The sequence below is a fragment of the Sphingomonas flavida genome (genome assembly GCF_036663655.1).
Taxonomy (GTDB): Bacteria; Pseudomonadota; Alphaproteobacteria; order Sphingomonadales; family Sphingomonadaceae; genus Sphingomonas.
In genome coordinates, this window is sequence record NZ_JAXOJH010000005.1 from 212092 (window position 1) to 233780 (window position 21689).

Genomic DNA, 21689 nt, shown 5'->3' on the forward strand with positions numbered 1-21689 from the left:
AATTGGAGGTCGGCGTTTTTGCTGCCACTGACATCCTTCCCCTGCGAGGGAAGGAAAGCCCTTAGTACATATGCTGGCCGCCGTTGATCGACAGGGTCGAACCGGTGACGAAGCCCGCCTCGTCCGAACACAGGAAGGCGACGCCGCGCGCGATCTCGTGCGCCTGGCCCAGGCGGCCGACCGGGATTTTGGCGACGATCTTTTCCAGCACGTCGGCGGGGACGGCGGCGACCATGTCGGTGTCGATGTAACCGGGTGCGATCGCATTCACGGTCACGCCGACGCGCGCGCCTTCCTGCGCCAGCGCCTTGGTAAAGCCGTGGATGCCCGACTTGGCGGCGGCATAGTTCACCTGGCCATATTGGCCCGCCTGGCCGTTGATCGAACCGATATTGACGATACGACCCCATTTGCGCTCGCGCATGCCGGGAAACACCGCCTTGGCCATGTTGAAGCAACCGCCCAGGTTGGTGTCCATGACCTCCTTCCACATCTGGTAGGTCATCTTCAGCAGCGTGCCGTCGCGGGTGATGCCCGCATTGTTGACGACGATGTCGACCGGGCCCAGTTCCTCGGCGACCTGCGCGACACCGGCCTGCACCGCGTCGTAATCGGCGACGTCCCACTTATACGCCTTGATGCCCGTGCGCTCCGAGAATTCGCGCGCGCGCTCGTCATTGCCCGCATAATTGGCGGCGACGGTCACGCCCGCCTCCTTCAGGGCCAGGCTGATCGCCTCGCCAATACCGCGCGTACCACCCGTCACGATCGCAACCCGAGCCATTCAACCTCTCCCATTTTGAGATTGTGGCTTAAAAGGGGCATGCGCGATCCGCAATGGTGAAGACCGGCCGCCATGTAATATTACGTTACGGCAACCAGCCCCGAAGCTCGCGTTCGATCAATCCCCGCAGCATCGCGATCCCGACATCACTGTCGTTAAGACACGGTAGATAGGCGAAATGGGTGCCGCCCGCCCCCTCGAAACTTTCGCGACCACGAATCGCCAGTTCCTCCAGCGTCTCGATACAATCCGCCGAGAAACCAGGGGCCAGGATCGCCACCTTGCGGATACCGCGCCCCGGCAGCGATTTCAGCACCGTGTCGGTCGCAGGTTCCAGCCACTTGGCGCGGCCGAATCGCGACTGGAACGCGACCAGCATCTCGCGCCCTGCCAGCGTGTCCTTCATCGCCTCGCCCAGCAGCCGCGCGGTCTTGCGGCAGTGGCAGTGATAGGGGTCGCCCAGCTCCAACGTACGCTGCGGCATGCCGTGGAAGCTGGCCAGGATCGCCTCGGGCTCGAAATCCAGCGTCGCGAGCTGGGCCTCCACCTGCTGCTTCAGCGCATCGATATAGAGCGCGTCGTCATAATAAGGCGGCAGGGTGCGGATCGCGGGCTGCCAGCGCATCGTCGCCAGATGCGCGAACGCCTTGTCATGCGCGGTCGCGGTCGTCGCCGCGCAATATTGCGGATAGAGCGGGGCCAGCAGGATGCGCTCGCACCCGGCATCCTTCATCGCCTGGATCTGGTCGGGGATGGCGGGGCGGCCATAGCGCATCGCCCAGTCGACCATGACACCGGGACCGAAGCTATCCTTCAGCGCCACCGCCTGTGCCCTGGTAATCGCGGCCAGCGGCGAACCGTCGTCGCGCCACACCAGCGAATAGGCATGGGCCGACTTCTTCGGCCGAGTATTCAGGATGATCCCACGCAGGATCGGCTGCCACAGCAGCGCCGGGATCTCGATCACCCGGCGGTCGGACAGGAACTCGCCCAGATAGCGCTTCACCGACTTAGGATCGGGCGCGTCGGGCGTGCCCAGATTTATCAGGAGCACGCCGATCTTCGGACGCGGGACGGGCGGATGATCGGGAGGCAGCATCAGACGGACAACTCCATCGGCAGGCTTCGTATCCGTGGGAAGCCGGGCAGGGTGGCAAGCGCGTTGGCGATGGCGGGTGCGACCGGCGGCACCGCCAGCTCCTCCACCCCGCCGGGATCGTCGTCGGAGCGGATCAGTTCGACCGTGATGTCGGGCGTATCGGCCAGACGCGGCAGGTTCAGCGCGCCCAGCCGCGACGGCTGGGCCATCCCATCGGCAAAGCCCACCGCGCCGCCGCGCAACGCCGCCAAGCCGAAGATCAGCCCGCCTTCGATCTGCTGTCGCACGATGTCGGGGTTCACCACGCGCCCGCAATCGACCGCCGCGACCAGCCGGTCGACGATCGGCCGCCCATTCGCGTCGCGATGCGCCTCGGCCAGCACCGCGACATAGCTGCCGCGAAAGCCGTGGCCAGCGATCCCCTGCCCGCTGCCCGCCGCGCCGCCTTCCCAGCCGCCCAGCGACGCCGCGGTCGACAGGCACCGCGCCAGCCGGGGCTCCTGCGCCAACAGGCGGAGCCGCCAGGCCAGCGGATCGGCCCCGGCCGCCCGCGCACATTCGTCGATGAAGGATTCGGTGATGAAGCAGTTGGCGACATGCGCCCCGCCCCGGACATGGCCGGTCGGGATCGGCAGTGCGGCGACGTGATGGCGGACCGACAGGGCCGGGATGGCATAGGGGGGCACCGCACCACCCATCGCATAGGCATCGCCCCGCCCCTCGCCCTTCAGCCCCAGCCGGACCATTCCGCCGGGCATCACCCGCCGGGCGAGCGCCTGTCCGGTGGCGGGGGTCGCGATCTGCGCCCGCCACGCGGTCAGCCGCCCCTGCTCCACCCGCGCGGTCATCCGGGCGGTGGCGGGCGCGCGCCAGGCGTCGCGGCGCAGGTCGTCGGCGCGCGACCACTGGACATTGACCGGCCGCTTCAGCTTTGCCGCGATCATCGCCGCCTGCGCCACCGCCTCATGCTCCAGCCCGATGCCGAAGCCGCCGCCGATCGGCATGGCATGGACGACCACCCGGTCCGCCGCCACGCCCGCCGCCTCGGCCGCCACCGTCCTGGCGCGCTCGGGCGCGAGGGTCGGCGCCCAGAGTTCGAGCCCGCCGTCCCGCCATGCCGCCACCGCCGCGCGCGGCTCGATCGCGGCGTGAACGCCGGTGCCGACCTGATAGTCGGCCTCGATCAGGCCCCCGCCCGCCAGCACGGATTCGGCATCGCCCTGCGCGGCGACGCTATGCCCGTCTTCCTTCAAAGCGGCGGCGAGGCTTTGCGCGATCGCCGCGGCGGTCGGCCCCGTGCCTGCGCTGACCGCCTGCGGGGCGAGTGCATCCAGCCCCTTTTGCGCGATCCACCAGCTCCCCGCCGCCACCGCGACCCAGTCGCCGCCGTCGATCACCTCGACGACGCCGGGGACCTTCATCGCCGCCGCGCGGTCGATGCGGATCGCGCGTGTCCGGCCCAGCGGCGCGTGGCGCACCGCGACATGGACCATGTCGGGCAGGCGGATATCGGCGGTGAAATTGGCCGAGCCATCGACCTTGGCGGGCGAATCGAGCCGGGGGACGTCCTTGCCCGCCAGTGCCCCCGCCCCGCCGCTGCCCAGCGGCAGGGGTTGCGGCACCGTCTCGCCCGCCGCCGCCTCGGCCAGTTCGGCGAAGCGCAGCCGCTGCGTGCCGTGAGTCATGAAGCCGTCCCTGGCCTCGCAAAGGCTCCAGTCCACGCCCCAGCGCCGGGCGGCGGCCTGTGCCATCAACGCGCGGGCGGTCGCGGCGGCGGCGCGCGCGGGGCCCTCGAACATGCGTAAGCTGCTCGACCCGGCGGTCAGCATCACCCGGTCGCGACGCAGCCATTCGGTGCGCACGACCTCGGGCAACCGGTCGAACCCGCCTTCGAACAGCGCGTCGACGCCGATCGGATTGGCGTAGAGCGGGCTGATCGGCGCAGGCTCGACCGCCACCGTGCGCCAGTCCGCGCCCAACTCGTCGGCGACCACCTGCGCCAGCGTGGTGGCGATGCCCTGGCCATGTTCGGCCTGCGGCACCGCGACCGTGACGATGCCGTCGCGCCCGATCTTCAACCAGGCCCCGAACGCCTGCTCGCCCGGCGCGACCGTCAGGTTCGGTGGATAGGCGCGCGGCCACAGGCCCCAGGCGACCAGCAACCCGACCCCTGCGCCCCCGCCGACGAGAATGTTGCGCCTGCTGAACTCCATCGCGGCCAGCCTTAGCCGACGGGCATGGGCAGACAAGCCGGGGGTTTCGCTGTCTCAGAACGACGGGGTCGATTGTTCGCGCAATGCCGCGAGGTTTTTTTGCGCGCAGAGGCGCGGAGGACGCAGGGAAGGATCGGCGGCGCAGGCGTCCTGCCTTTGCGACCGGAAGACCATGCCGCTCGCGATGCGCAGACCGGCCGTGCGGCCGGGCTCGACATCTCTGCGTCCTCCGCGCCTCTGCGCGAACCACATGTCTTCGCGGCTTTGCGTGAGTCCGGAATGAGAGCGACCGTTTTGGCATGACCTTCGACTTCGCCCCACCAACGGCACCGAAGCCATGGTCTTGGTGTTGTCGTCCCGCCGCTCTATGAGGGCGGACCAGAAAGGGAAACGCGCTTGATCCTCTCCATGCTTGCGGCCGCGGGCGGCCATATCCGGTTCGAGGATCTGGGGTTGCACCCGGACATCTTCTCGATCGGCTTCTTCACGCTGCGCTGGTACAGCCTGGCCTATATCGCGGGTATCCTGTTCGGCTGGTGGTATCTGGGCAAGATGCTCGACCGGCCGGGCGCGCCGATGTCGCGTACCCATGCCGACGATCTGGTCTTCTATGCGACGCTGGGCATCATCCTGGGCGGGCGCATCGGCTATGTAATCTTCTACGCGCCCGACATGTTCCTGCACCCGTTGCGGATCATCCGGCTGTGGGACGGCGGCATGAGTTTCCATGGCGGCGCGATCGGCGTCGGCATCGGCGTCATCCTGTTCGCCCGCAAGCACAAGCTCAGCTGGCTGCGCATCCTCGACTATCTGGTCTGCACCGCGCCGGTCGGCCTGTTCCTGGGCCGCCTGGCCAATTTCGTGAACGGCGAACTGTGGGGCAAGCCGTCGGACGCGCCCTGGGCGATCGTCTTCCCGCGTACCGTGCCCTTCGGCCTGGTCGATCCGGCGCGCCATCCCAGCCAGCTTTACGAGGCGGGGCTGGAGGGCCTGGTGCTGTTCGCGGTCATGAGCTTTGCCTTCTGGCGGACCAAGGTGCGTTACGATCCGGGCAAGCTGTCGGGCCTGTTCCTGCTCGGCTATGGCATCGCGCGCTTCATCGTCGAGTTCTTCCGCGAGCCCGATCAGCAATTGCGCGCGTTTGCGCAGGTGACCGGGCTGCATATGGGCCAGTGGCTGTGCGTGCCGATGATCCTGGGCGGGCTGTACCTGATGAACACCGCCAAGGCGCGTCGCGTCCGGGTCGAACCGATTGCCGGGGCCGACAGCATTTCCTGATCCTCTTGCGGCGAAGGGATGGGATCGGCAGAGCGAGGCCATGACCAACCCGCTGATCCCCCCCGCCGATCACAAGCCCGCGCCGGAGGACGCGCTGCCCGAACGCCTCGCCCGCGCCATCGCGCTGGCCGGGCCGATCCCGGTGGCGCAGTTCATGGCCGCCGCCAACGCGCAATATTACGGCACGCGCGATCCGCTGGGCGCGGGCGGCGACTTCACTACCAGTCCCGAGATCAGCCAGATGTTCGGCGAGCTGGTCGGCCTGTGGTGTGCGGACCTGTGGGACCGCGCGGGGCGGCCCGAGACCTATTGGGTCGAACTGGGTCCGGGGCGCGGCACGCTGGCCGCCGATGCCCGGCGGGCGATGGCCAAGGCGGGCTTCACCCCGACCATCCACTTCGTCGAAACCAGCGCGAGCCTGCGCACCGCGCAAGCCGAGCGCGTCGCCGATGCGCAGTGGCACGACACGGTCGAGACGCTCCCCACCGACCGCCCGCTGATCGTCGTCGCCAACGAATTCTTCGATGCAATGCCCATCCGCCAGCTCGTCCGGCGGGGCGATGGCTGGCATGAGCGGCTGGTCGCGGCGCAGGACCTGTTGTTCCTGCCGATCGCCGGACCACCCGTCCCGCCCGAGATCATTCCCGAACCGCTGCGCGAGGCGGAGGCCGGTTCGGTGATCGAGGTTTCGCCCGCCAGCGTCGCGATCATGCGCAGTCTGTCCGCCCGGATCGCGGCGCAGGGCGGGGCCGCGCTGATCGTCGATTACGGCTATGAGGGTCCGGCCATCGCCGACACGCTGCAGGCGGTGCGCGGCCATGCCTATGCCAACCCCTTCGACCGGCCCGGCGAACAGGATTTGAGCGCGCATGTCGATTTCACGACGCTGGCCGCCGCCGCGCAAGGCACCGGGCTTGCCGCCTTCGGCCCGGTGACGCAGCGCGACCTGCTGGGCGCGCTGGGCATCGACCAGCGCACCGCCGCGCTTGCCCGTGCACATCCCGACCGCGGTGATGCGCTGCTCGCCGACCGCAACCGCCTGATGCAGGACATGGGCACGCTGTTCCGCGCGCTGGCGGTGGCGCGCCCCGACTGGCCGGTGCCTGCGGGATATGGCGAATGATCGCCTATCGCGACGCAATACCCGGTGACGGCGAGGCGCTGGCCGTGATGGCGCAGGCCGCCTTTACCGACACGTTCGGCCATCTCTATCCCCCCGCCGACCTGAACGCCTTTCTGTCCGAAGCGTTCGGCCCCACCGGCCTGCCCAGCCAGATCGGTCATCCCGACTTCACCATCCGCCTGGCCGTGGACGGTGATGCGATCGTCGGTTTCGCCAAGATCGGCCCGGTCGGCTTTCCCGGCGAATGGCCGGAGGATGCGGTCGAACTCTACCAGCTCTATGTCGCGTCCAGCCATTTGGGGGCGGGTGTCGGCCCTGTCCTGATGGACTGGACCATCGCCACCGCCCGGACGCGCGGCGCGCGCGAGTTGATCCTGTCGGTCTATGTCGACAATCACCGCGCCAAGGCCTTTTACGCCCGCTACGGCTTTGTCGATATCGGCCGCTACGACTTTCCCGTCGGCGACACGATCGACGAGGACCGGATCATGAGGTTGTCGCTATGACCATCGAGGCACTCCGCACGCCCCTGCTGGAGGCGATCCCGCACGGCTTTCTCGGGCGGCGCGGCGGCGTGTCGGCGGGTATTCACGGCGGGCTGAATGTCGGGCTGGGCTCGCAGGATGATGCCGAGGCGGTCGCCGAGAATCGGGCCCGCGCGCGCGACGCGGTGCTGCCGGGCGCGCGGCTGATCACCTGCTATCAGATTCACTCGGCCGAGGCGGTGACGGTGTTGAGCCCGCCGGAGGATGATATCCGCCCACATGGCGACGCACTGGTCACCAACCGGCCGGGGCTGCTGCTCGGCATCCTCACCGCCGACTGCGCACCCGTGCTGTTCGCCGATGCCGAAGCGGGTGTCGTCGGCGCGGCCCATGCCGGGTGGAAGGGTGCGCTGGGCGGCATCACCGATGCGACGCTGCTCGCCATGGAGGCGCTGGGCGCGCGGCGCGAACGGATCGCGGCGGCGATCGGCCCGTGCATCGCCCGCGCCAGCTATGAGGTGGATGCCGCCTTCCTGCGCCGCTTCGCCGAACAGGCCCCCGAGAATGAGCGCTTCTTCGCCGATGGGACGCGGCCCGATCACTACCAGTTCGACCTGGAGGCCTATGTCGCCCACCGCCTCGCCGCCGCCGGGGTCACGCGCGTGGCCGCGCTGGGTGAGGACACCTATGTGCAGGAGGACCGCTTCTTCAGCTTCCGCCGTTCGACGCACCGCGACGAGCCATCCTATGGCCGCCAGATTTCGCTGATCGGCATCCCGCTCTGAAGTTCCTCCCCTTTCAGGGCAGGAAGATTGAGCATCTCGCCAAAGCCGCCCGCCACGTTATCCTTGAGACATGGCCGCCGACAGAGCGGCATCCGTTCCCGAGGAGACCGACATGCCGACCGAATCCGATCTGACCGGCGTTCCACAACAGGGCCCGGCCGCCGCCAAGAGCGATGTGACGAGCATCGGCGACCGCAAGCTGAAGCCCTCGACGCTGATGATGGGCTATGGCTTCGACCCCGTGCTGTCGGAAGGATCGCTGAAGCCGCCGATCTTCCTGACCTCGACCTTCGTCTTTCCCAATGCGGCGGCGGGCAAGCGGCATTTCGAGGGAGTCACCGGCAAGCGTCCCGGCGGTGCCGACGGGCTGGTCTATTCGCGCTTCAACGGACCGAACCAGGAAATCCTGGAGGATCGCCTGGCCATCTGGGACGAGGCGGAGGATGCGCTGACCTTCTCCAGCGGCATGGCGGCGATCGCCACGCTGTTCCTGTCGATGGTCCAGCCGGGCGACGTCATCGTCCATTCGGGCCCGCTCTATGCTGCGACCGAGACGCTGATCGGGCGCATCCTGGGCCGGTTCGGGGTGCAGTGGCTCGACTTTCCCGCAGGCGCGACGCGCGAGGAGATCGACGCGGTGCTGACCAAGGCCGCCGCGACCGGCCGGGTGCCGCTGATCTATCTCGAAAGCCCCGCCAACCCGACCAACGCGCTGGTCGATATCGAGGCGGTGGCCGCATCGCGCGACGCGGTCTTCGCCGACATGCCCGAAAAGCCGCCGATCGCGATCGACAATACCTTTCTTGGCCCGCTCTGGCAGCGCCCGCTCAAGCACGGCGCCGATCTGGTCGTCTATTCGCTGACCAAATATGCGGGCGGCCATTCCGATCTGGTCGCGGGCGGCGTGCTGGGGTCGAAGGCGCACATCGCCACCATCCGGTCGATGCGCAACACCATCGGCACGATCTGCGATCCCAACACCGCCTGGATGCTGCTCCGCTCGCTGGAAACGCTGGAGCTGCGCATGAGCCGCGCCGGGGAAAACGCGGCCAAGGTCTGCGCCTTCCTGCGTGACCATCCGAAGGTCGAGCGGGTCGGCTATCTCGGCTTCCTGGCCGATACGCCTGGGCTGGAGCGACAGGCCGATATCTATCGCCGTCACTGCACCGGCGGCGGCTCGACCTTCTCGCTGTATCTGAAGGGTGGCGAGGCGGAATCCTTCCGCTTCCTCGACGCGCTTCGCATCGCCAAGCTGGCGGTCAGCCTTGGCGGGACCGAGACGCTGGCCAGCCACCCCGCCGCGATGACGCACCTGTCGGTCCCCGACGCGCGCAAGGCGGCGCTCGGCATCACCGACAATCTGGTGCGTATCTCGATCGGTGTGGAGGATGCCGACGACCTGATCGCCGATTGCGAACAGGCGCTGGCCGCGATCTGACCCTCACGCGGCGGCGGCGAGCGCGGTGTAGAGCCGCGCCGTCAGCCGCCCCAGCGTCGCGCGGAACAGCGAAGGGTCGTTCAGGGCGCGCGCCAGCACGACCGCACCCTGGATGCCGCTGACCACGTCCTGCGCCAAGGTGGCGGCATGATCCTCCGCCACCCCGGCCCGCACCAACCGCGTCTGGAGCGCGGCGATCCAGCGCCGGAAATAGGCCGCGATCGGCTCGCCAAAGGGATCGCGGGTCGCCCCCAGACCCCAGGCACCGATCAGGCAGGCGCGCTGTCCGGAGCGGAAATAGCGGTCGATCTCGACCATCATCGCGTCGATCCCGGCGCGCGGGTCCTCCGCCTGTTCCAGCGGTACGAACACCGCCGCGTCGAACCAGGCGGCGACATCGGCGAGCACGGCGGCCGCCATCTCCTGCTTTCCGCCGGGGAAAAAGTGATAGAGGCTCCCGCGCCCCAGCCCGGTCGCGGTGCCGATCAGCGACAGGCTGGCCCCGGCATAGCCATATTCGCGAAACACCTCGGCAAGGCCCGGCAGCGCATCGGCACGCTCGGCGATCATCCGCGCCATGGTTACAGCCCCAGGTCGCTTAAGCCGGGATAATCCACCGGGCGCGGTCCGAGCGGCCAGCGGAACAGCCGCTCCTCCCCGGTGATCGCCAGGTCGTTGATCGACGCGATCCGCCGCCGCATCCGGCCGTCCCCGGCAAAGTCCCAATTCTCGTTGCCATAGGACCGGAACCACCGACCCTCCGCATCATGCCATTCATAGGCGAAGCGCACCGCGATCCGGCTGCCCTGATGCGCCCAATATTCCTTGATCAGGCGATAGTCCCGCTCCCGCGCCCATTTGTCGCGGAGGAATGTGACGATGGCGTCATGCCCGGCCAGGAACCGGTCGCGATTCCGCCAGGGACAGTCGGGCGTATAGGCCAGTGCGACACGTGTCGGATCGCGGCTGTTCCAGGCGTCTTCCGCGGCGCGAACCTTCTGGACGGCGGTTTCGGTGGTGAACGGTGGCAGCGGCGGGCGGTCGGTCATCCGGTGTTGCGATCCTTCATTCTCGACTGTAACGATCGGTACAATGAATGGCCGCCTCGGGCAATGCCCCATGCCCTCAGCGGCGGAGCGATCAGCCTTCCCCACGATTGGCCTCGGCCAGGCGCCAGCGTTCGAGCTGGGTCAGGACGTCGTTGGCGATCTGTCCGGTGGTGAAGCCGGTCAGGTCGCGAAAACCCGTCTCGCCATTGGTCTGCGCGGCCAGCATCCAGGCCAGGCTGCGGCGGCGTTCGGGTGCCTCCAGCGCGGTATAGGCGGCCAGCGGGCGCGAGCGGGGCGACAGGCGATAGACGAAGGGGCGACCATCGCGCGCGGTGATGGTCAGCGCGACCTGGTCGTCCTCGCTCTCCAGCCGACTGGCGGTCCAGCCCTCCGCCTCCATCGCCTCCTGCACGCTTTGGAGCGCAGCCTCCCCCTGCGCGCGGATCTGCGCGACGATGTCGGTGCGGCGGGCCGGTACGATCAACCGCTTGATCCGCTCGCTGATGGCAGGGCTGTCGCCGGGCAGCGTGACGCCCGCCAGATCGGCATTGGTCTGGCGCACCAGTCCCACCGCCAGCAACAGCATGATGAAGCAGAAGGGGAGCGCGGCCAGCAGCGTGGCCGACTGCAACGCGCCCAACCCGCCCGCCACCAGCAACAGCGTCGCGGTGGTCCCCAGCAGCACGCACCAGTACATGCGCTGCCAGCGCGGCGTCTCCTCGGTCCCGCCCGAGGCCAGCGTGTCGATGACCAGCGCGCCCGAATCGGCCGAGGTGACGAAGAAGAAGCCGACCAGCACGATCGCGAGCGTCGAGGTAACGCTGGCGGCGGGCAGATATTCCAGAAACTTGAACAAGGCGGTCGACAGGTTCGCCTGCACCGCCGCCGCGATGCCGCCATGCGCCCCGCCCAGGTCGAGCGCGATCGCGGTGTTGCCGAACACCGTCATCCACAGGAAGGTGAAGGCGGTCGGCACGAACAGCACGCCGATCACGAATTCGCGAATGGTCCGCCCGCGCGAGATACGCGCGATGAACATGCCGACGAACGGCGACCAGGCGATCCACCACGCCCAGTAGAACAGCGTCCAGTCCGCCATCCAGGCGCGCGGTTCATAGGCGTAGAGAGTGAAGGTGCGCTTCACGAAATGGTCGAGATACAGGCCGAAATTCTGCACCAGCGCACGCAGCAGGAACAGCGTGGGGCCGACCGCCATGACGAACAGCATCAACAGGACGGCGAGGACGAGGTTCAGCTCGGACAGGCGGCGAATGCCCCGGTCCGCGCCGCTCAGCACCGACAGGGTCGCCGCACCCATCACCAGCACGATGACCGCGATCTTGACGGTCAGCGTGTCGGGCAGGCCATATTCATAGGCCAGCCCCGCCGTCATCTGCGATACGCCGAACCCCAGCGAGGTCGAAACGCCGAAGACCGTGCCGCACACCGCGAAGATATCGATCGCATCGCCCAGCGGCCCGTTGATCCGCTTGCCCAGGATCGGCGACAGGCCCGACCGCATCGTCAGCGGCAGGTCCTTGCGATAGGTGAAATAGGCTAGGCTCATGCCGACCAGCGCATAGATCGCCCAGGCATGGACGCCGTAATGGTGGAAGGTGATCGCCATCGCCTCGCGCGCGGCCAGGATCGTGCCGCGCGGCGCTTCGGGGGGCGAGATATAATGCTGGATCGGCTCGGCGACCGCGAAATACATCAGGCCGATGCCCATGCCCGCCGCGAACAGCATGGCCAGCCAGGACAGATAGGGAAAGTCCGGCTCGGCATCGTCCGGCCCCAGCTTCAACTTGCCCGCGGGGCCAAAGCCCAGCGCCAGCACGACGACCAGGAAGACCGCGACCGACGCGATATAGAACCAGCCGAACGTGTCGATCGCCCAGGCCTGTGCCGCCTTGAACGCGGCGTCGGCGGTGCCCGGCATGGCCAGCGTCGTCACCAGCAAAAGCGCGATGATCCCGGACGCGCCCCAGAAGACCCGCGGGTTGATTTCACTCTTTATCATATCAACAGGTTAGCATCGGTTCGAAAAGATGGCGAATGGCCGCGCCCCTTGCGGGCCGCGCGAGGGCCTCCGGCGGCGTCCGTGAACCAATGCCCGTCGTCCGCGTATCCCCTGCACCGCACCGCCGACCATGAGGTATAGGATGACGCCCCGCCCCCTGCCGCGACCGCCGCTGATCCTGGGAGGCGCCGGGGTCCTGCCGCCGATCCTGTGCATCGCGCTTGTGCTGGTCGCCCCCCGCCTGACTTTGCCCGCGACGATCGCCGGGGGCCTCTATGCCGCGCTGATCCTGTCGTTCCTGGGCGGGTTGTGGTGGATGGAAGCGCTGATTCGGCAGGAGCCCCGCGTCACCCCCTATGTGGCGGCGGTGGCGCCGAGCCTGATCGGGTGGATCATATTGTTGCCGCCGTTGCTGGGCGGCGGGTCGTTGCGCGTCGCGCTGCTGATCCTGGGCGCGGTCATCCTGGTGACGCCCCTGGTCGATGCCCGCATCGGGCGATGGGTGCACGACATGCCGGGATGGGGCCGGTTGCGGCTGGCCCTGTCGACCGGGCTCGGGGCTGCTACGATCCTGCTCGGCCTGATCGGCGTGATGTGACGACGATCAGGCGCGCTCGTCCGACGGCGGGGGCGCGGGCATATCCTCACCCTCGTCCACCTGTCGGGCCTGGGCCTTTCGCCGCTTCAGATTTTCCCGGAGCGCCGCTGCCAGCCGCTCCGCGCGTTCGTCCTTTGCCATGGCATTTCGCATAATCCGCACAAAGGTCGCTTGACAATGCCCGCCCGATCGTCTCTAGGCGCGCTTCCGCGGTCAAACGCGAGTGCTGCCGTAGCTCAGTGGTAGAGCGCATCCTTGGTAAGGCTGAGGTCGTGAGTTCAATCCTCACCGGCAGCACCATTCTCCCCCAGGCCCGATCGGGCCAGCCCCATGCGGGGCGGGATAGCGGGGATCGGGACATGGGGAGCTTTCCTCCCCCCACACAAAACTTGGTTGGGATCGTTTCATCGGCTTGTTAGCTATGGTCGGATGAAATTCCGTTTTTCCTTCGGGGCGCAGGTGTTTGTCGGCATGGCCGTCGGCCTGCTGCTGGGCCTGCTCGCCCGGTCGCAAGGTATCGCCGGCCTTGCCGAGGCGCTGCGTATCATCGGCGAAAGCTTCGTCCAGCTGCTCAAGGTGCTGGTCGTGCCGCTGGTGTTCACCGCCATCGTGGCCTCGATCGCGGCGCTTCGCGACCTGAACAATGCCGCGCGGCTGGTCGCCGCCACCTTCATCTGGTTCGCCATCACCGCGCTGATCGCGGTCAGCATCGGGCTGACCCTGGGCACCGTCCTGCAACCCGGCCTCCATGCGGGCATCGCACCGGGCAGCGCGGTCAGGCCCGACACGGCCGGTTCCTGGCTCGACTTCCTGCGCGGGCTGATCCCGTCCAATATCCTGGGCCTGTCCGCCTCGACCAGCGCGGGCGATAACGGCGCGCTCAAGACCGGGCTGTCGTTCAACATCCTGCAGATCATCGTCATGGCGGTCGCGATCGGCGTCGCCGCCGTTCGGGTGGGCGACAAGGGCGAGGGCTTTTTGTCGTTCAACGCCTCCGCGCTCGCCATCTTCCGGCGCATCCTGTCCTGGGTCATCCGGCTGACCCCGATCGGCTCGGGCGCGCTGCTGGGCAATGCGATCGTGCGCTATGGGTGGCAGTCGCTGTCCGCGCTCGGCAGCTTCGCGCTGGCCGTCTATATCGGGCTCGGCCTCGTGCTGTTCGTCGTCTATCCGCTACTTCTTCTGGCCAACGGGCTGTCGCCGAAACGCTTCTACGCCGCCGCCTGGCCCGCGATCCAGCTGGGCTTCGTGTCGCGCTCGTCGATCGCCACCCTGCCCGTCACCGAGGATGCGGTCGAGCGGCGGCTAGGCGTGCCGCGCGCCTATTCGGCCTTTGCCGTACCCTTTGCCGCGACCACCAAGATGGACGGGTGCGCCGCCATCTATCCCGCCATTTCGGCGCTGTTCGTCGCGCAATATTACGGCCTGCCGCTGCATGTCGGCGATTATGTGCTGATCGTGCTGGTGTCGGTGCTGGGCTCGGCGGCGACGGCCGGGCTGACCGGCGCGGTCGTGATGCTGACGCTGACCCTGTCGACGCTGGGCCTGCCGCTGGAGGGCGCGGGGCTGCTCTTGGCGATCGATCCGATCCTCGACATGGGGCGGACCGCGATCAACGTGGCGGGCCAGGCGCTGGTCCCGACCATCGTCGCGCACCGCGCCGGGCTGATCCAGGACACGCCCCCCGCGGACCGCTTGCCCGAGGTGCCGCAAACAGGGTAAACGCGTGCATGAGCTTGCGCGCGGTGTTCTGGTTGAGCAATACACGCGAGTGGCCGACCGCCGGAACCCTGTAATGCGCCCCGATCCGTTCAATCCCGACCGCACCCCGCTGGACCGTCCGTACGAGCCGGTCGGGCCCCATTATCCGCTCTACGACGCCGAGACGCAGAGCTGGTCCTTCGGCTCGGACGACGAACCGCCGGAGACGGGGCGCCCGCGTCGTCGTATCCGCTGGGGCCGGTGGATCATGCGGGGGCTGGGCGCGGGGATCATCCTGCTGGTGATCGCGATCATCTGGCTGGCGATCACCGCACCGCTGTCGCGCTCGCTCCAGCCGCCGACCCCGCCCTCGATCACGCTGACCGCCGATGACGGTACGCCGATCGCGCGGCGCGGTTCGATCATCGGTGCACCGGTCGACGCGGCCAAGCTGCCCGCCCATGTGCGCGAGGCGTTCATGGCGATCGAGGACCGGCGCTTCTATTCGCACTGGGGCGTCGACCCGCGCGGCATCCTGCGCGCCGCCTGGCACAATTTCGGATCGGGCGGCGTGCGCGAAGGCGGCTCGACCATCACGCAGCAGCTGGCGAAGAACGCCTTTCTCGATTCCGACCGCACGGCGGGCCGCAAGATCCGCGAGGCGATGATCGCCTTCTGGCTGGAGGCGTGGCTGACGAAGGACGAGATCCTCTCGCGCTATCTGTCGAACGTCTATTTCGGCGACAATGTGTACGGCATCACCGCCGCCTCGAAGCATTATTTCGGCCGCACCCCCGACAAGCTGAACATCGGCCAGGCGGCGATGCTGGCGGGACTGGTCAAGGCGCCGTCGCGGCTGGCCCCCACCACCAATTTGAAGGGCGCGCGCGCACGCCAGGCCGTCGTCGTGGCGGCGATGGAGGATGCGGGCTTCCTGACCAAGCGCGAGGCCGACGCCGTCCAGCCGCAACGCGTGCTCGCCTCCCGGCCCGAGACGCTGCCCAGCGGCACCTATTTCGCCGACTGGGTGCTGCCCGAGGCGCGCGACCAGGCGGGCGAGATCAAGACCGAGGCGACCGTCCAGACGACGCTCAATCCCCGGTTGCAGCGGGTTGCCGAGCGCGCGGTGCGCAGCGCCGGGCTGAACCAGGCGCAGGTCGCGCTGGTCGCGATGCGCCCCGATGGCCGCGTCGTGGCGATGGTCGGCGGCAAGGATTATTCCAAGAGCCCGTTCAACCGCGCCACCCAGGCCCGCCGCCAGCCCGGATCGGCGTTCAAGCTGTTCGTCTACCTTGCCGCACTGCGCTCGGGCATGACGCCGGACTCGACGATCGAGGACGAGCCCGTCGATATCGCCGGGTGGAAGCCGCGCAACGCCGATGGCCGCTATCTGGGCAAGATCACGCTGCGCCAGGCCTTTGCCCGCTCGTCCAACGTCGCCGCCGCGCGGCTGACCCAGGCGGTCGGCGTGAAGTCGGTCATCAAGGCGGCACGCGATCTGGGCATCACGACGCCGATCCCCAACGAGGCGACGATCGGCCTTGGCACCTCGACTGTCAGCCTATTGGAGTTGACCGCCGCCTATGCCGCGGTCGCCAATGAAAGCTATCCGGTCGCCGCGCGCGGCCTGTCCGACGTCAAGGACAAGGGCTGGTATCAGTCGCTGACCAATCGCAAGACGGGCTTCTCCTCGGCGGTGCATGACGGGATGCTCGACCTGCTGTCCTCCTCGATCAAGACGGGGACGGGGCGGCAGGCGCTGCTGACCGTCGATGCCTATGGCAAGACCGGCACGACGCAGGATTCGCGCGACGCGCTGTTCGTCGGCTTCGCGCGCGACCTGGTGGTGGGCGTGTGGGTCGGCAATGACGACAATACGCCCAATCCCGGCCTGTCGGGCGGCGGCGTGCCCGCGCGCATCTGGCGTGCCTTCATGCAGTCGGCGCTCGACATCCCGCCGGTGCCCGCGCCGGTGGTGCAGCAAGAGGTCGATCCGGACGCGATCACCAACGGCCTAGACGAAGACGCCGTGCCCGTAGAAGCCGACCCGGTGGGCGAGATCATCCAGGGGCTGGGCATCGACCTGCGCACTGGCGAGGACGGGTCGATCACCGTCGGCCCCGGCCCCGACGATCGCCGCCCCGACGACCGCCGTGGGCCCGACGAAGGCGATGGTGGCGAGGAGTAGGGCAGAAGCTTGCCAAGCTGACGGCGGCGAACGTCGATCGGTGCTTCCGTTCGGCCAGGGGATCAGCGGGGTTTTGGCGAGCTTGGGGATTCATCGCTGGCGGTGTCCCCTCCCGCCTGCGGGAGGGGGAGCGCTTGTGGCGGCATGTTCCTCCCCTGCAAGGAGTAGGTTGCAGGCCGAAGGCCTGACGGAGGGGTGTCACCCTCTCGACAGCCCCCCCCCTCGCTGCCCCCCTCGATGGGGCACCGGTGTTGACCTGATCCGCCGCCTCCCCCAAACGCTGGGGCCATGCGCTTTTTCTCGGACAATGCCGCCCGTATCCACCCCAAGGTGATGGCCGCCATCGCCGGTGCCGACCAGATGGACAGCCCCTATGACGGCGACCGCTGGTCCAGGGCGCTGGACGCGCGCTTGTCCGATCTGTTCGGGACCGAGGTGGAGGCGCTGTGGGTGCCCACCGGGACGGCCGCCAACTGCCTGGCGCTGGCCGCGCTCTGCCCGCCCTATGGCGGCGTGGTCTGTCACCGCGACTCGCACATCCAGAATGACGAGGGCGGCGCGCCCGAATTCTATACCCACGGCGCCAAGCTGATGCTGGCCGATGGCGAGGGGGCCAAGCTGACCCCCGACACGATCCGGACCGTGGTCGACGCGATCGCCAACGACGTCCACCGGGTGCAGCCGCACGCGATCTCGATCACCAACGCCACCGAATATGGCCGCGTCTACAACCCCGACCAGGTCGCCGCGATCGGCAACTTCGCGCAGGAACGCGGCCTGGCGCTTCACATGGACGGCGCGCGCTTTGCCAATGCGGTCGCCCGGCTGGGCTGCACCCCCGCCGCGCTGACCTGGCAGGCCGGGGTCGACGCGCTGTCCTTCGGCTTCGTCAAGAACGGGGCGATGAGTGCCGAAGCGCTGGTCTTCTTCAAGCCCGGCCTGATCGACGCGACCCGCCGCCGCCGCAAGCGCGCCGGGCTGCTGATGTCCAAGGGCCGCTATCTGGCCGCGCAGGTGCTGGCGATGGTCGAGGACGATCTGTGGATCGCCAACGGCGCGCTCGCCAATGCCTGTGCCGAACGGCTGGGCGCGGCGGCGGGCGACCGACTGATCCACCCGGTCGAGGCGAACGAGGTCTTCCTGCGCGCCACGCCCGACGAGGCCGCGAAACTGCGCGCGCTAGGTTTCGACTTTTATGACTGGGCGGAGGGCGAGATCCGCCTCGTCACCGCCTGGGACACCGATGCGGGCGCGGTCGGCCGCCTCGCCGACGCGATCGCCGCCTTATGAGTTCGTTCGACACCGGCCCCCGCTCGACCCGCGCCGCGGTCCTGATCCCCTTTGCGATCGTCACGCTGATCTGGGGTTCGACCTGGCTCGTCATCCGCGACCAGATCTCGGTCGTGCCCGCCACCTGGTCGGTCAGCTATCGCTTCCTGATCGGCGGGCTCGCCATGGGGGCCTTTGCGCTGGCCCGGCGCGAGAGTTTTCGCCTGGGCACCACCGGCTGGCTGTTCGCCGCCGGGATCGGGCTGTTCCAGTTCGTGCTCAATTTCAACTTCGTCTATCATGCGGAGGGGTACATCACCTCCGGCCTGGTCGCGGTCGTCTTTGCGATGCTGCTGATCCCCAATGCCGCGTTCGCGCGCATCTTCCTGGGCCAGCGCATGGGGCGGCAGCTGCTGGTCGGCTCGGGGATCGCCATGGCGGGCGCGGCGCTCCTGTTCGTGCACGAGGCGCGGGTCGATCCCGCCGGACCCGCCCGCGCGCTGACCGGTATCGCGCTGACCATCGTCGCGATCCTGTCCGCCTCGACCGCGAACGTCATGCAGGCGACCAACACCGCCAAGCGTTTCCCGATGCATGCGACCCTCAGCATCGCGATGCTGGTGGGATCGGCGCTGGACGCCGTCATCGCCTATACACTGAACGGCCCGCCGGCGTTCGAGATGCGCGCGGGCTATATCCTGGGCATCCTCTATCTCGGCCTGTTCGCCTCCGCGCTGGCCTTCCCACTCTATTACCGCGTGCTGCGCACGATCGGCCCGGCCAAGGCGGCCTATTCCAGCGTCATCGTGCCCGTCATCGCCATGAGCCTGTCGACGGTGTTCGAAGGTTATCGCTGGTCGCTGCTGGCGGGCGCGGGTGCGGGCGTGACCGCGATCGGGCTGGTCATCGCGCTCAGGGCACGCAGGCCCAACCGGTAATCGGGATAGCGCGGGCGCCAGCCCAGCACCCGCTTGGCCTTGCCGTTCGCCACGCGCCGGTTCTCGGCATAGAAACCGCGCGCCGCCGCCGACAGGCTGTCCAGCGGCACCAGCGGCGGCGGCGGCAGGCCCGCCAGCTCGGCGGCATAGGCGACGACCGCATCCTGGTCGCAAGGGTGATCGTCCGCCAGGTTGTACGCCCCGGCCGGGCCATCGAACCCGGCGATCACGCCCGACACGATGTCGGCGATATGCACCCGGCTGAACACCTGTCCGGTCAGCCCGACCCGGTGCGCACGACCGGCTCGAACCCGGTCGATCGGCGAGCGGCCGGGACCATAGATGCCGGGCAGGCGAAACACCCGCGCGCCCAGGGCCTGCCAGTCGGCATCCGCCACCGCCCGCGCGACGCGCCGCCCCGAGCCGATCGCCGCCGTCTCGTCCACCCACGCGCCGCGCGCATCGCCATAGACGCCGGTCGAGGACAGATAGCCGAGCCAGGCATCCGATTTCACGAGATGCGCGCCATAGGCGACCAGCACCGGGTCCGCCTCTCCTTCGGGAGGGACCGAAGACAGGATATGCGTGGCGGCGGCGATCTCCGCCTCCACGCGCGCGCGGTCGTCGAAACGCAGCGTGCCGCCGCGACCGTCACGCGTCGTTCCCGCAACGGACCAGCCGCGCCCTTCCAGCAAGGCCGCCAGATGACCGGCGGCATAGCCCATGCCGAAGACGAACAACTTACTCACCCTACCTCCGTTCGTACTGAGCGAAGTCGAAGTGCACGTCCCCGACGAGCCACTTGGCAAAGGCCATCCCTTTGGCCTTCGACTACGCTCAGGCTGAACGGACGGGAGGGAGGTTTGGCTTCAAACAGCCGAAACGCTCCCGTTCCTCACTTCGCCATCGGTCCCTTGTAGAGCGTGCCGAAATAATCGCCCTTGTTCCACACCGGCCGCTCGGGCGCGTCGGCGATCTCGCGGGCGATCGCGTAGTTCACGCTGACGAAGCGCGGCCCCTGACTCCAGTCGATGCCCTGGTCGACCTCATCGCCCGGACGATGATAGCGGTGGCTCATAAAGTCCTCGACCGCCGCCTTGCCCGGCCCGGCCTGACCCGGCCACAGGAAAACCGAGGGGGTGCCCTTCTGCACGAAGCGGAAATGGTCGGAGCGTACGAAAATCCCCTCCTCGGGCATCGGATCGGGTGCGACGGGCAGGCCCATCGCTCCCACCGCCTTGCGCACGATCGGGCCCAGCGTCGAGCGATCGGCGCCGAACACCACCATGTCCTCGAACTTGTAGGTCAGGATCGGCATGTCGAGATTGACGTCGGCGACGATCGACTTCAGCGGCACGGTCGGGTGGTTGGCGAAATAGTCGGAGCCGACCAGGCCCTTCTCCTCCGCCGTCACCGCCAAGAACATCACGGTGCGCTTGGGCGGGGTGGCGGCGGTCTTGAACCGCTTGGCCTCCTCGATCAGGCTGGCGATGCCGATCGCGTTGTCGAGCGCGCCGTTGTTGATCCGGTCGCCATTGCCGCCTTCATTGGTGCCGATATGGTCGAGATGCGCCGACAGGACGACCACCTCGTTCTTCAGTTTCGGGTCGCTGCCCGGGATCAGGCCGATGACGTTGCTGCTGTCCATCGGCTTGAAGCTGGTCTTCGATGCGACGGTCATCGTGCCGCGCGCGACCAGCGGCTTATAGGCGGGCTTCGGCGCGACGGCGGCCTTCATCACCGCGTCCCAGTCCTTGCCGAACAGCTTGGCCGCGCCCGCCTGCGACAGGGTGCCGAGCACCGGGGTCGAAGGGGTCATGGCATGCGCGGTGCCGTCCGGGTTCGCCCAGGTCACGCGCGGCGCATTGTAGAAGCGGGCCAGCGCGGCGAAGGGCCGCTGGCGCGGTCCGGCGCGCGGCATGTCGATCTGGATCGCGCCGACCGCGCCCCTGGCCGCCGCCAGCGAAGCCTTGTTGCCCGCCGAGCCGAAGAAGGCGCGCGCCTCGCCGTCCAGCCCTTCGGGCGTGCCGGGGACGAAGGCGACGATCTTGCCGCGCACATCGACGCCCTTGTAATCGTTCAGGCCATATTGCGCGGCGTCGATGCCGTAACCGACGAAGACGACCGGCGCGCTGACGCTCGTCTCGCGCTTGTCGGGCACGGGCGACGGCACGAAGTCCTCGGCGAAGACCAGTTCCTGGCCCTGGCCACCGGCGGGCGTCCACATCGCGCTGCCCTTGTCGGCGACGTTGTACGCGACCAGCGGCACCTTCTGCAGGAAGCCGCCATCGTCGCCGCCGGGACGCAGGCCCGCCGCATAGAATTGCGCCGCGACATATTGCGCGGCGATGTCATAGTCGCGCGTCCCCGCCTCGCGCCCTGCCATGGCGTCGGATGCCAGGAACATCACATGCGCCTTCATCGCGGCCTGATCCTCGGGCAGCGCGGCGGTGACGATGGCATTGCGTTCGGCGGCGCTGCGCTGCGGCGCGGGGCTGGCCGTCGGGGCGGGGGCGGCCTGAATATGGTCGTAGCCATGATCGTGATCGTGCGCGAGGGCGGCGGTGGACAGGAGAAGAAGCGGCAGCAGAGCCGTCATGCGCGACATGCAGGACCTTTCGGGACAGGATATGACACAGGCGTAACACGCCGCCTTGCACGATCAACCCCCGCCCGCCGCCATGGCACGTCGATTTTCATGGGCCTGCGAACACCGGACGG

General features: G+C 68.4%; 20 protein-coding genes and 1 tRNA gene. 11 read left to right on the forward strand and 10 right to left on the reverse strand.

Annotation, left to right across the window (positions count from 1 at the left end; all coding sequences use genetic code 11):
* Positions 1–61 precede the first annotated feature (61 nt).
* The 4 genes from phbB to U1703_RS08290 form a co-directional block, all read right to left on the reverse strand.
* A complete protein-coding gene (gene phbB, locus U1703_RS08275) occupies positions 62–784 on the reverse strand; it encodes an acetoacetyl-CoA reductase (protein WP_056432167.1) in 723 nt (240 codons plus the stop codon).
* Positions 785–869: 85 nt separating this feature from the next.
* Positions 870–1883, reverse strand: a complete 1014-nt coding sequence (gene hemH / locus U1703_RS08280; RefSeq protein ID WP_332785307.1) for a ferrochelatase — start codon at positions 1881–1883, stop codon at positions 870–872.
* A complete protein-coding gene (locus tag U1703_RS08285) occupies positions 1883–4096 on the reverse strand; it encodes a xanthine dehydrogenase family protein molybdopterin-binding subunit (protein WP_332785308.1) in 2214 nt (737 codons plus the stop codon). Before U1703_RS08285 ends, hemH begins: the two co-directional genes overlap by 1 nt.
* 54 nt (positions 4097–4150) lie before the next feature.
* Positions 4151–4348: a hypothetical protein gene (locus tag U1703_RS08290; RefSeq protein WP_332785309.1), complete on the reverse strand. Its 198-nt coding sequence runs from the start codon at positions 4346–4348 to the stop codon at positions 4151–4153.
* Positions 4349–4504: 156 nt separating this feature from the next.
* Here U1703_RS08290 and lgt point away from each other — a divergent pair, with 156 nt between their 5' ends.
* From lgt to U1703_RS08315, 5 genes are all read left to right on the forward strand, one after another.
* Positions 4505–5374, forward strand: a complete 870-nt coding sequence (gene lgt / locus U1703_RS08295) for a prolipoprotein diacylglyceryl transferase (RefSeq protein ID WP_332785310.1) — start codon at positions 4505–4507, stop codon at positions 5372–5374.
* Between the two features lie 40 nt (positions 5375–5414).
* The gene (locus tag U1703_RS08300) at positions 5415–6497 is read left to right on the forward strand and encodes a class I SAM-dependent methyltransferase (protein WP_332785311.1); all 1083 of its coding nucleotides are present in this window, start codon (positions 5415–5417) and stop codon (positions 6495–6497) included.
* Positions 6494–7003: a GNAT family N-acetyltransferase gene (locus U1703_RS08305; protein ID WP_332785312.1), complete on the forward strand. Its 510-nt coding sequence runs from the start codon at positions 6494–6496 to the stop codon at positions 7001–7003. Before U1703_RS08300 ends, U1703_RS08305 begins: the two co-directional genes overlap by 4 nt.
* The gene (gene pgeF, locus U1703_RS08310) at positions 7000–7767 is read left to right on the forward strand and encodes a peptidoglycan editing factor PgeF (RefSeq protein WP_332785313.1); all 768 of its coding nucleotides are present in this window, start codon (positions 7000–7002) and stop codon (positions 7765–7767) included. Before U1703_RS08305 ends, pgeF begins: the two co-directional genes overlap by 4 nt.
* A 112-nt stretch (positions 7768–7879) precedes the next feature.
* On the forward strand, positions 7880–9205 hold the full coding sequence (locus tag U1703_RS08315) for a cystathionine gamma-synthase family protein (protein WP_332785314.1): 1326 nt from the start codon (positions 7880–7882) through the stop codon (positions 9203–9205).
* A 3-nt stretch (positions 9206–9208) separates the two neighbouring features.
* Here U1703_RS08315 and U1703_RS08320 read toward each other — a convergent pair whose 3' ends face one another.
* From U1703_RS08320 to U1703_RS08330, 3 genes are all read right to left on the reverse strand, one after another.
* Positions 9209–9784, reverse strand: a complete 576-nt coding sequence (locus tag U1703_RS08320; protein WP_320451302.1) for a TetR/AcrR family transcriptional regulator — start codon at positions 9782–9784, stop codon at positions 9209–9211.
* A gap of 2 nt (positions 9785–9786) precedes the next feature.
* Complete coding sequence (locus U1703_RS08325) at positions 9787–10254, reverse strand: nuclear transport factor 2 family protein (protein WP_332785315.1); 468 nt, start codon at positions 10252–10254, stop codon at positions 9787–9789.
* Between the two features lie 91 nt (positions 10255–10345).
* A complete protein-coding gene (locus U1703_RS08330) occupies positions 10346–12274 on the reverse strand; it encodes a BCCT family transporter (RefSeq protein ID WP_332785316.1) in 1929 nt (642 codons plus the stop codon).
* Positions 12275–12416: 142 nt separating this feature from the next.
* On the opposite strand from U1703_RS08330, the gene U1703_RS08335 reads away from it, so the two are divergent.
* Positions 12417–12872 carry a DUF3429 domain-containing protein gene (locus U1703_RS08335; RefSeq protein ID WP_332785317.1) on the forward strand — a complete coding sequence of 152 codons (456 nt, stop codon included), beginning with the start codon at positions 12417–12419 and terminating at the stop codon, positions 12870–12872.
* Positions 12873–12878: 6 nt separating this feature from the next.
* Here U1703_RS08335 and U1703_RS08340 read toward each other — a convergent pair whose 3' ends face one another.
* Positions 12879–13013 carry a hypothetical protein gene (locus U1703_RS08340; RefSeq protein ID WP_332785318.1) on the reverse strand — a complete coding sequence of 45 codons (135 nt, stop codon included), beginning with the start codon at positions 13011–13013 and terminating at the stop codon, positions 12879–12881.
* 84 nt (positions 13014–13097) lie between these two features.
* Here U1703_RS08340 and U1703_RS08345 point away from each other — a divergent pair.
* From U1703_RS08345 to U1703_RS08365, 5 genes are all read left to right on the forward strand, one after another.
* Positions 13098–13172, forward strand: a tRNA-Thr gene (locus U1703_RS08345).
* 129 nt (positions 13173–13301) lie between these two features.
* Entirely contained in the window at positions 13302–14594 is a 1293-nt protein-coding gene (locus U1703_RS08350) for a dicarboxylate/amino acid:cation symporter (RefSeq protein WP_332785319.1), read from the forward strand.
* Between the two features lie 73 nt (positions 14595–14667).
* Positions 14668–16761: a transglycosylase domain-containing protein gene (locus tag U1703_RS08355; RefSeq protein WP_332785331.1), complete on the forward strand. Its 2094-nt coding sequence runs from the start codon at positions 14668–14670 to the stop codon at positions 16759–16761.
* Positions 16762–17049: 288 nt separating this feature from the next.
* Positions 17050–18051: a threonine aldolase family protein gene (locus tag U1703_RS08360; protein ID WP_332785320.1), complete on the forward strand. Its 1002-nt coding sequence runs from the start codon at positions 17050–17052 to the stop codon at positions 18049–18051.
* Complete coding sequence (locus U1703_RS08365) at positions 18048–18968, forward strand: DMT family transporter (RefSeq protein WP_332785321.1); 921 nt, start codon at positions 18048–18050, stop codon at positions 18966–18968. Before U1703_RS08360 ends, U1703_RS08365 begins: the two co-directional genes overlap by 4 nt.
* On the opposite strand, the gene U1703_RS08370 is transcribed toward U1703_RS08365, so the two are convergent.
* On the reverse strand, positions 18878–19693 hold the full coding sequence (locus U1703_RS08370; protein WP_443025782.1) for a Rossmann-fold NAD(P)-binding domain-containing protein: 816 nt from the start codon (positions 19691–19693) through the stop codon (positions 18878–18880). The two genes, U1703_RS08365 and U1703_RS08370, sit on opposite strands and share 91 nt — an antisense overlap.
* A gap of 170 nt (positions 19694–19863) precedes the next feature.
* Positions 19864–21576 (reverse strand): M28 family metallopeptidase, encoded by a 1713-nt coding sequence (locus U1703_RS08375; protein WP_443025776.1) that lies wholly within the window; start codon positions 21574–21576, stop codon positions 19864–19866.
* Between the last annotated feature and the right edge of the window lie 113 nt (positions 21577–21689).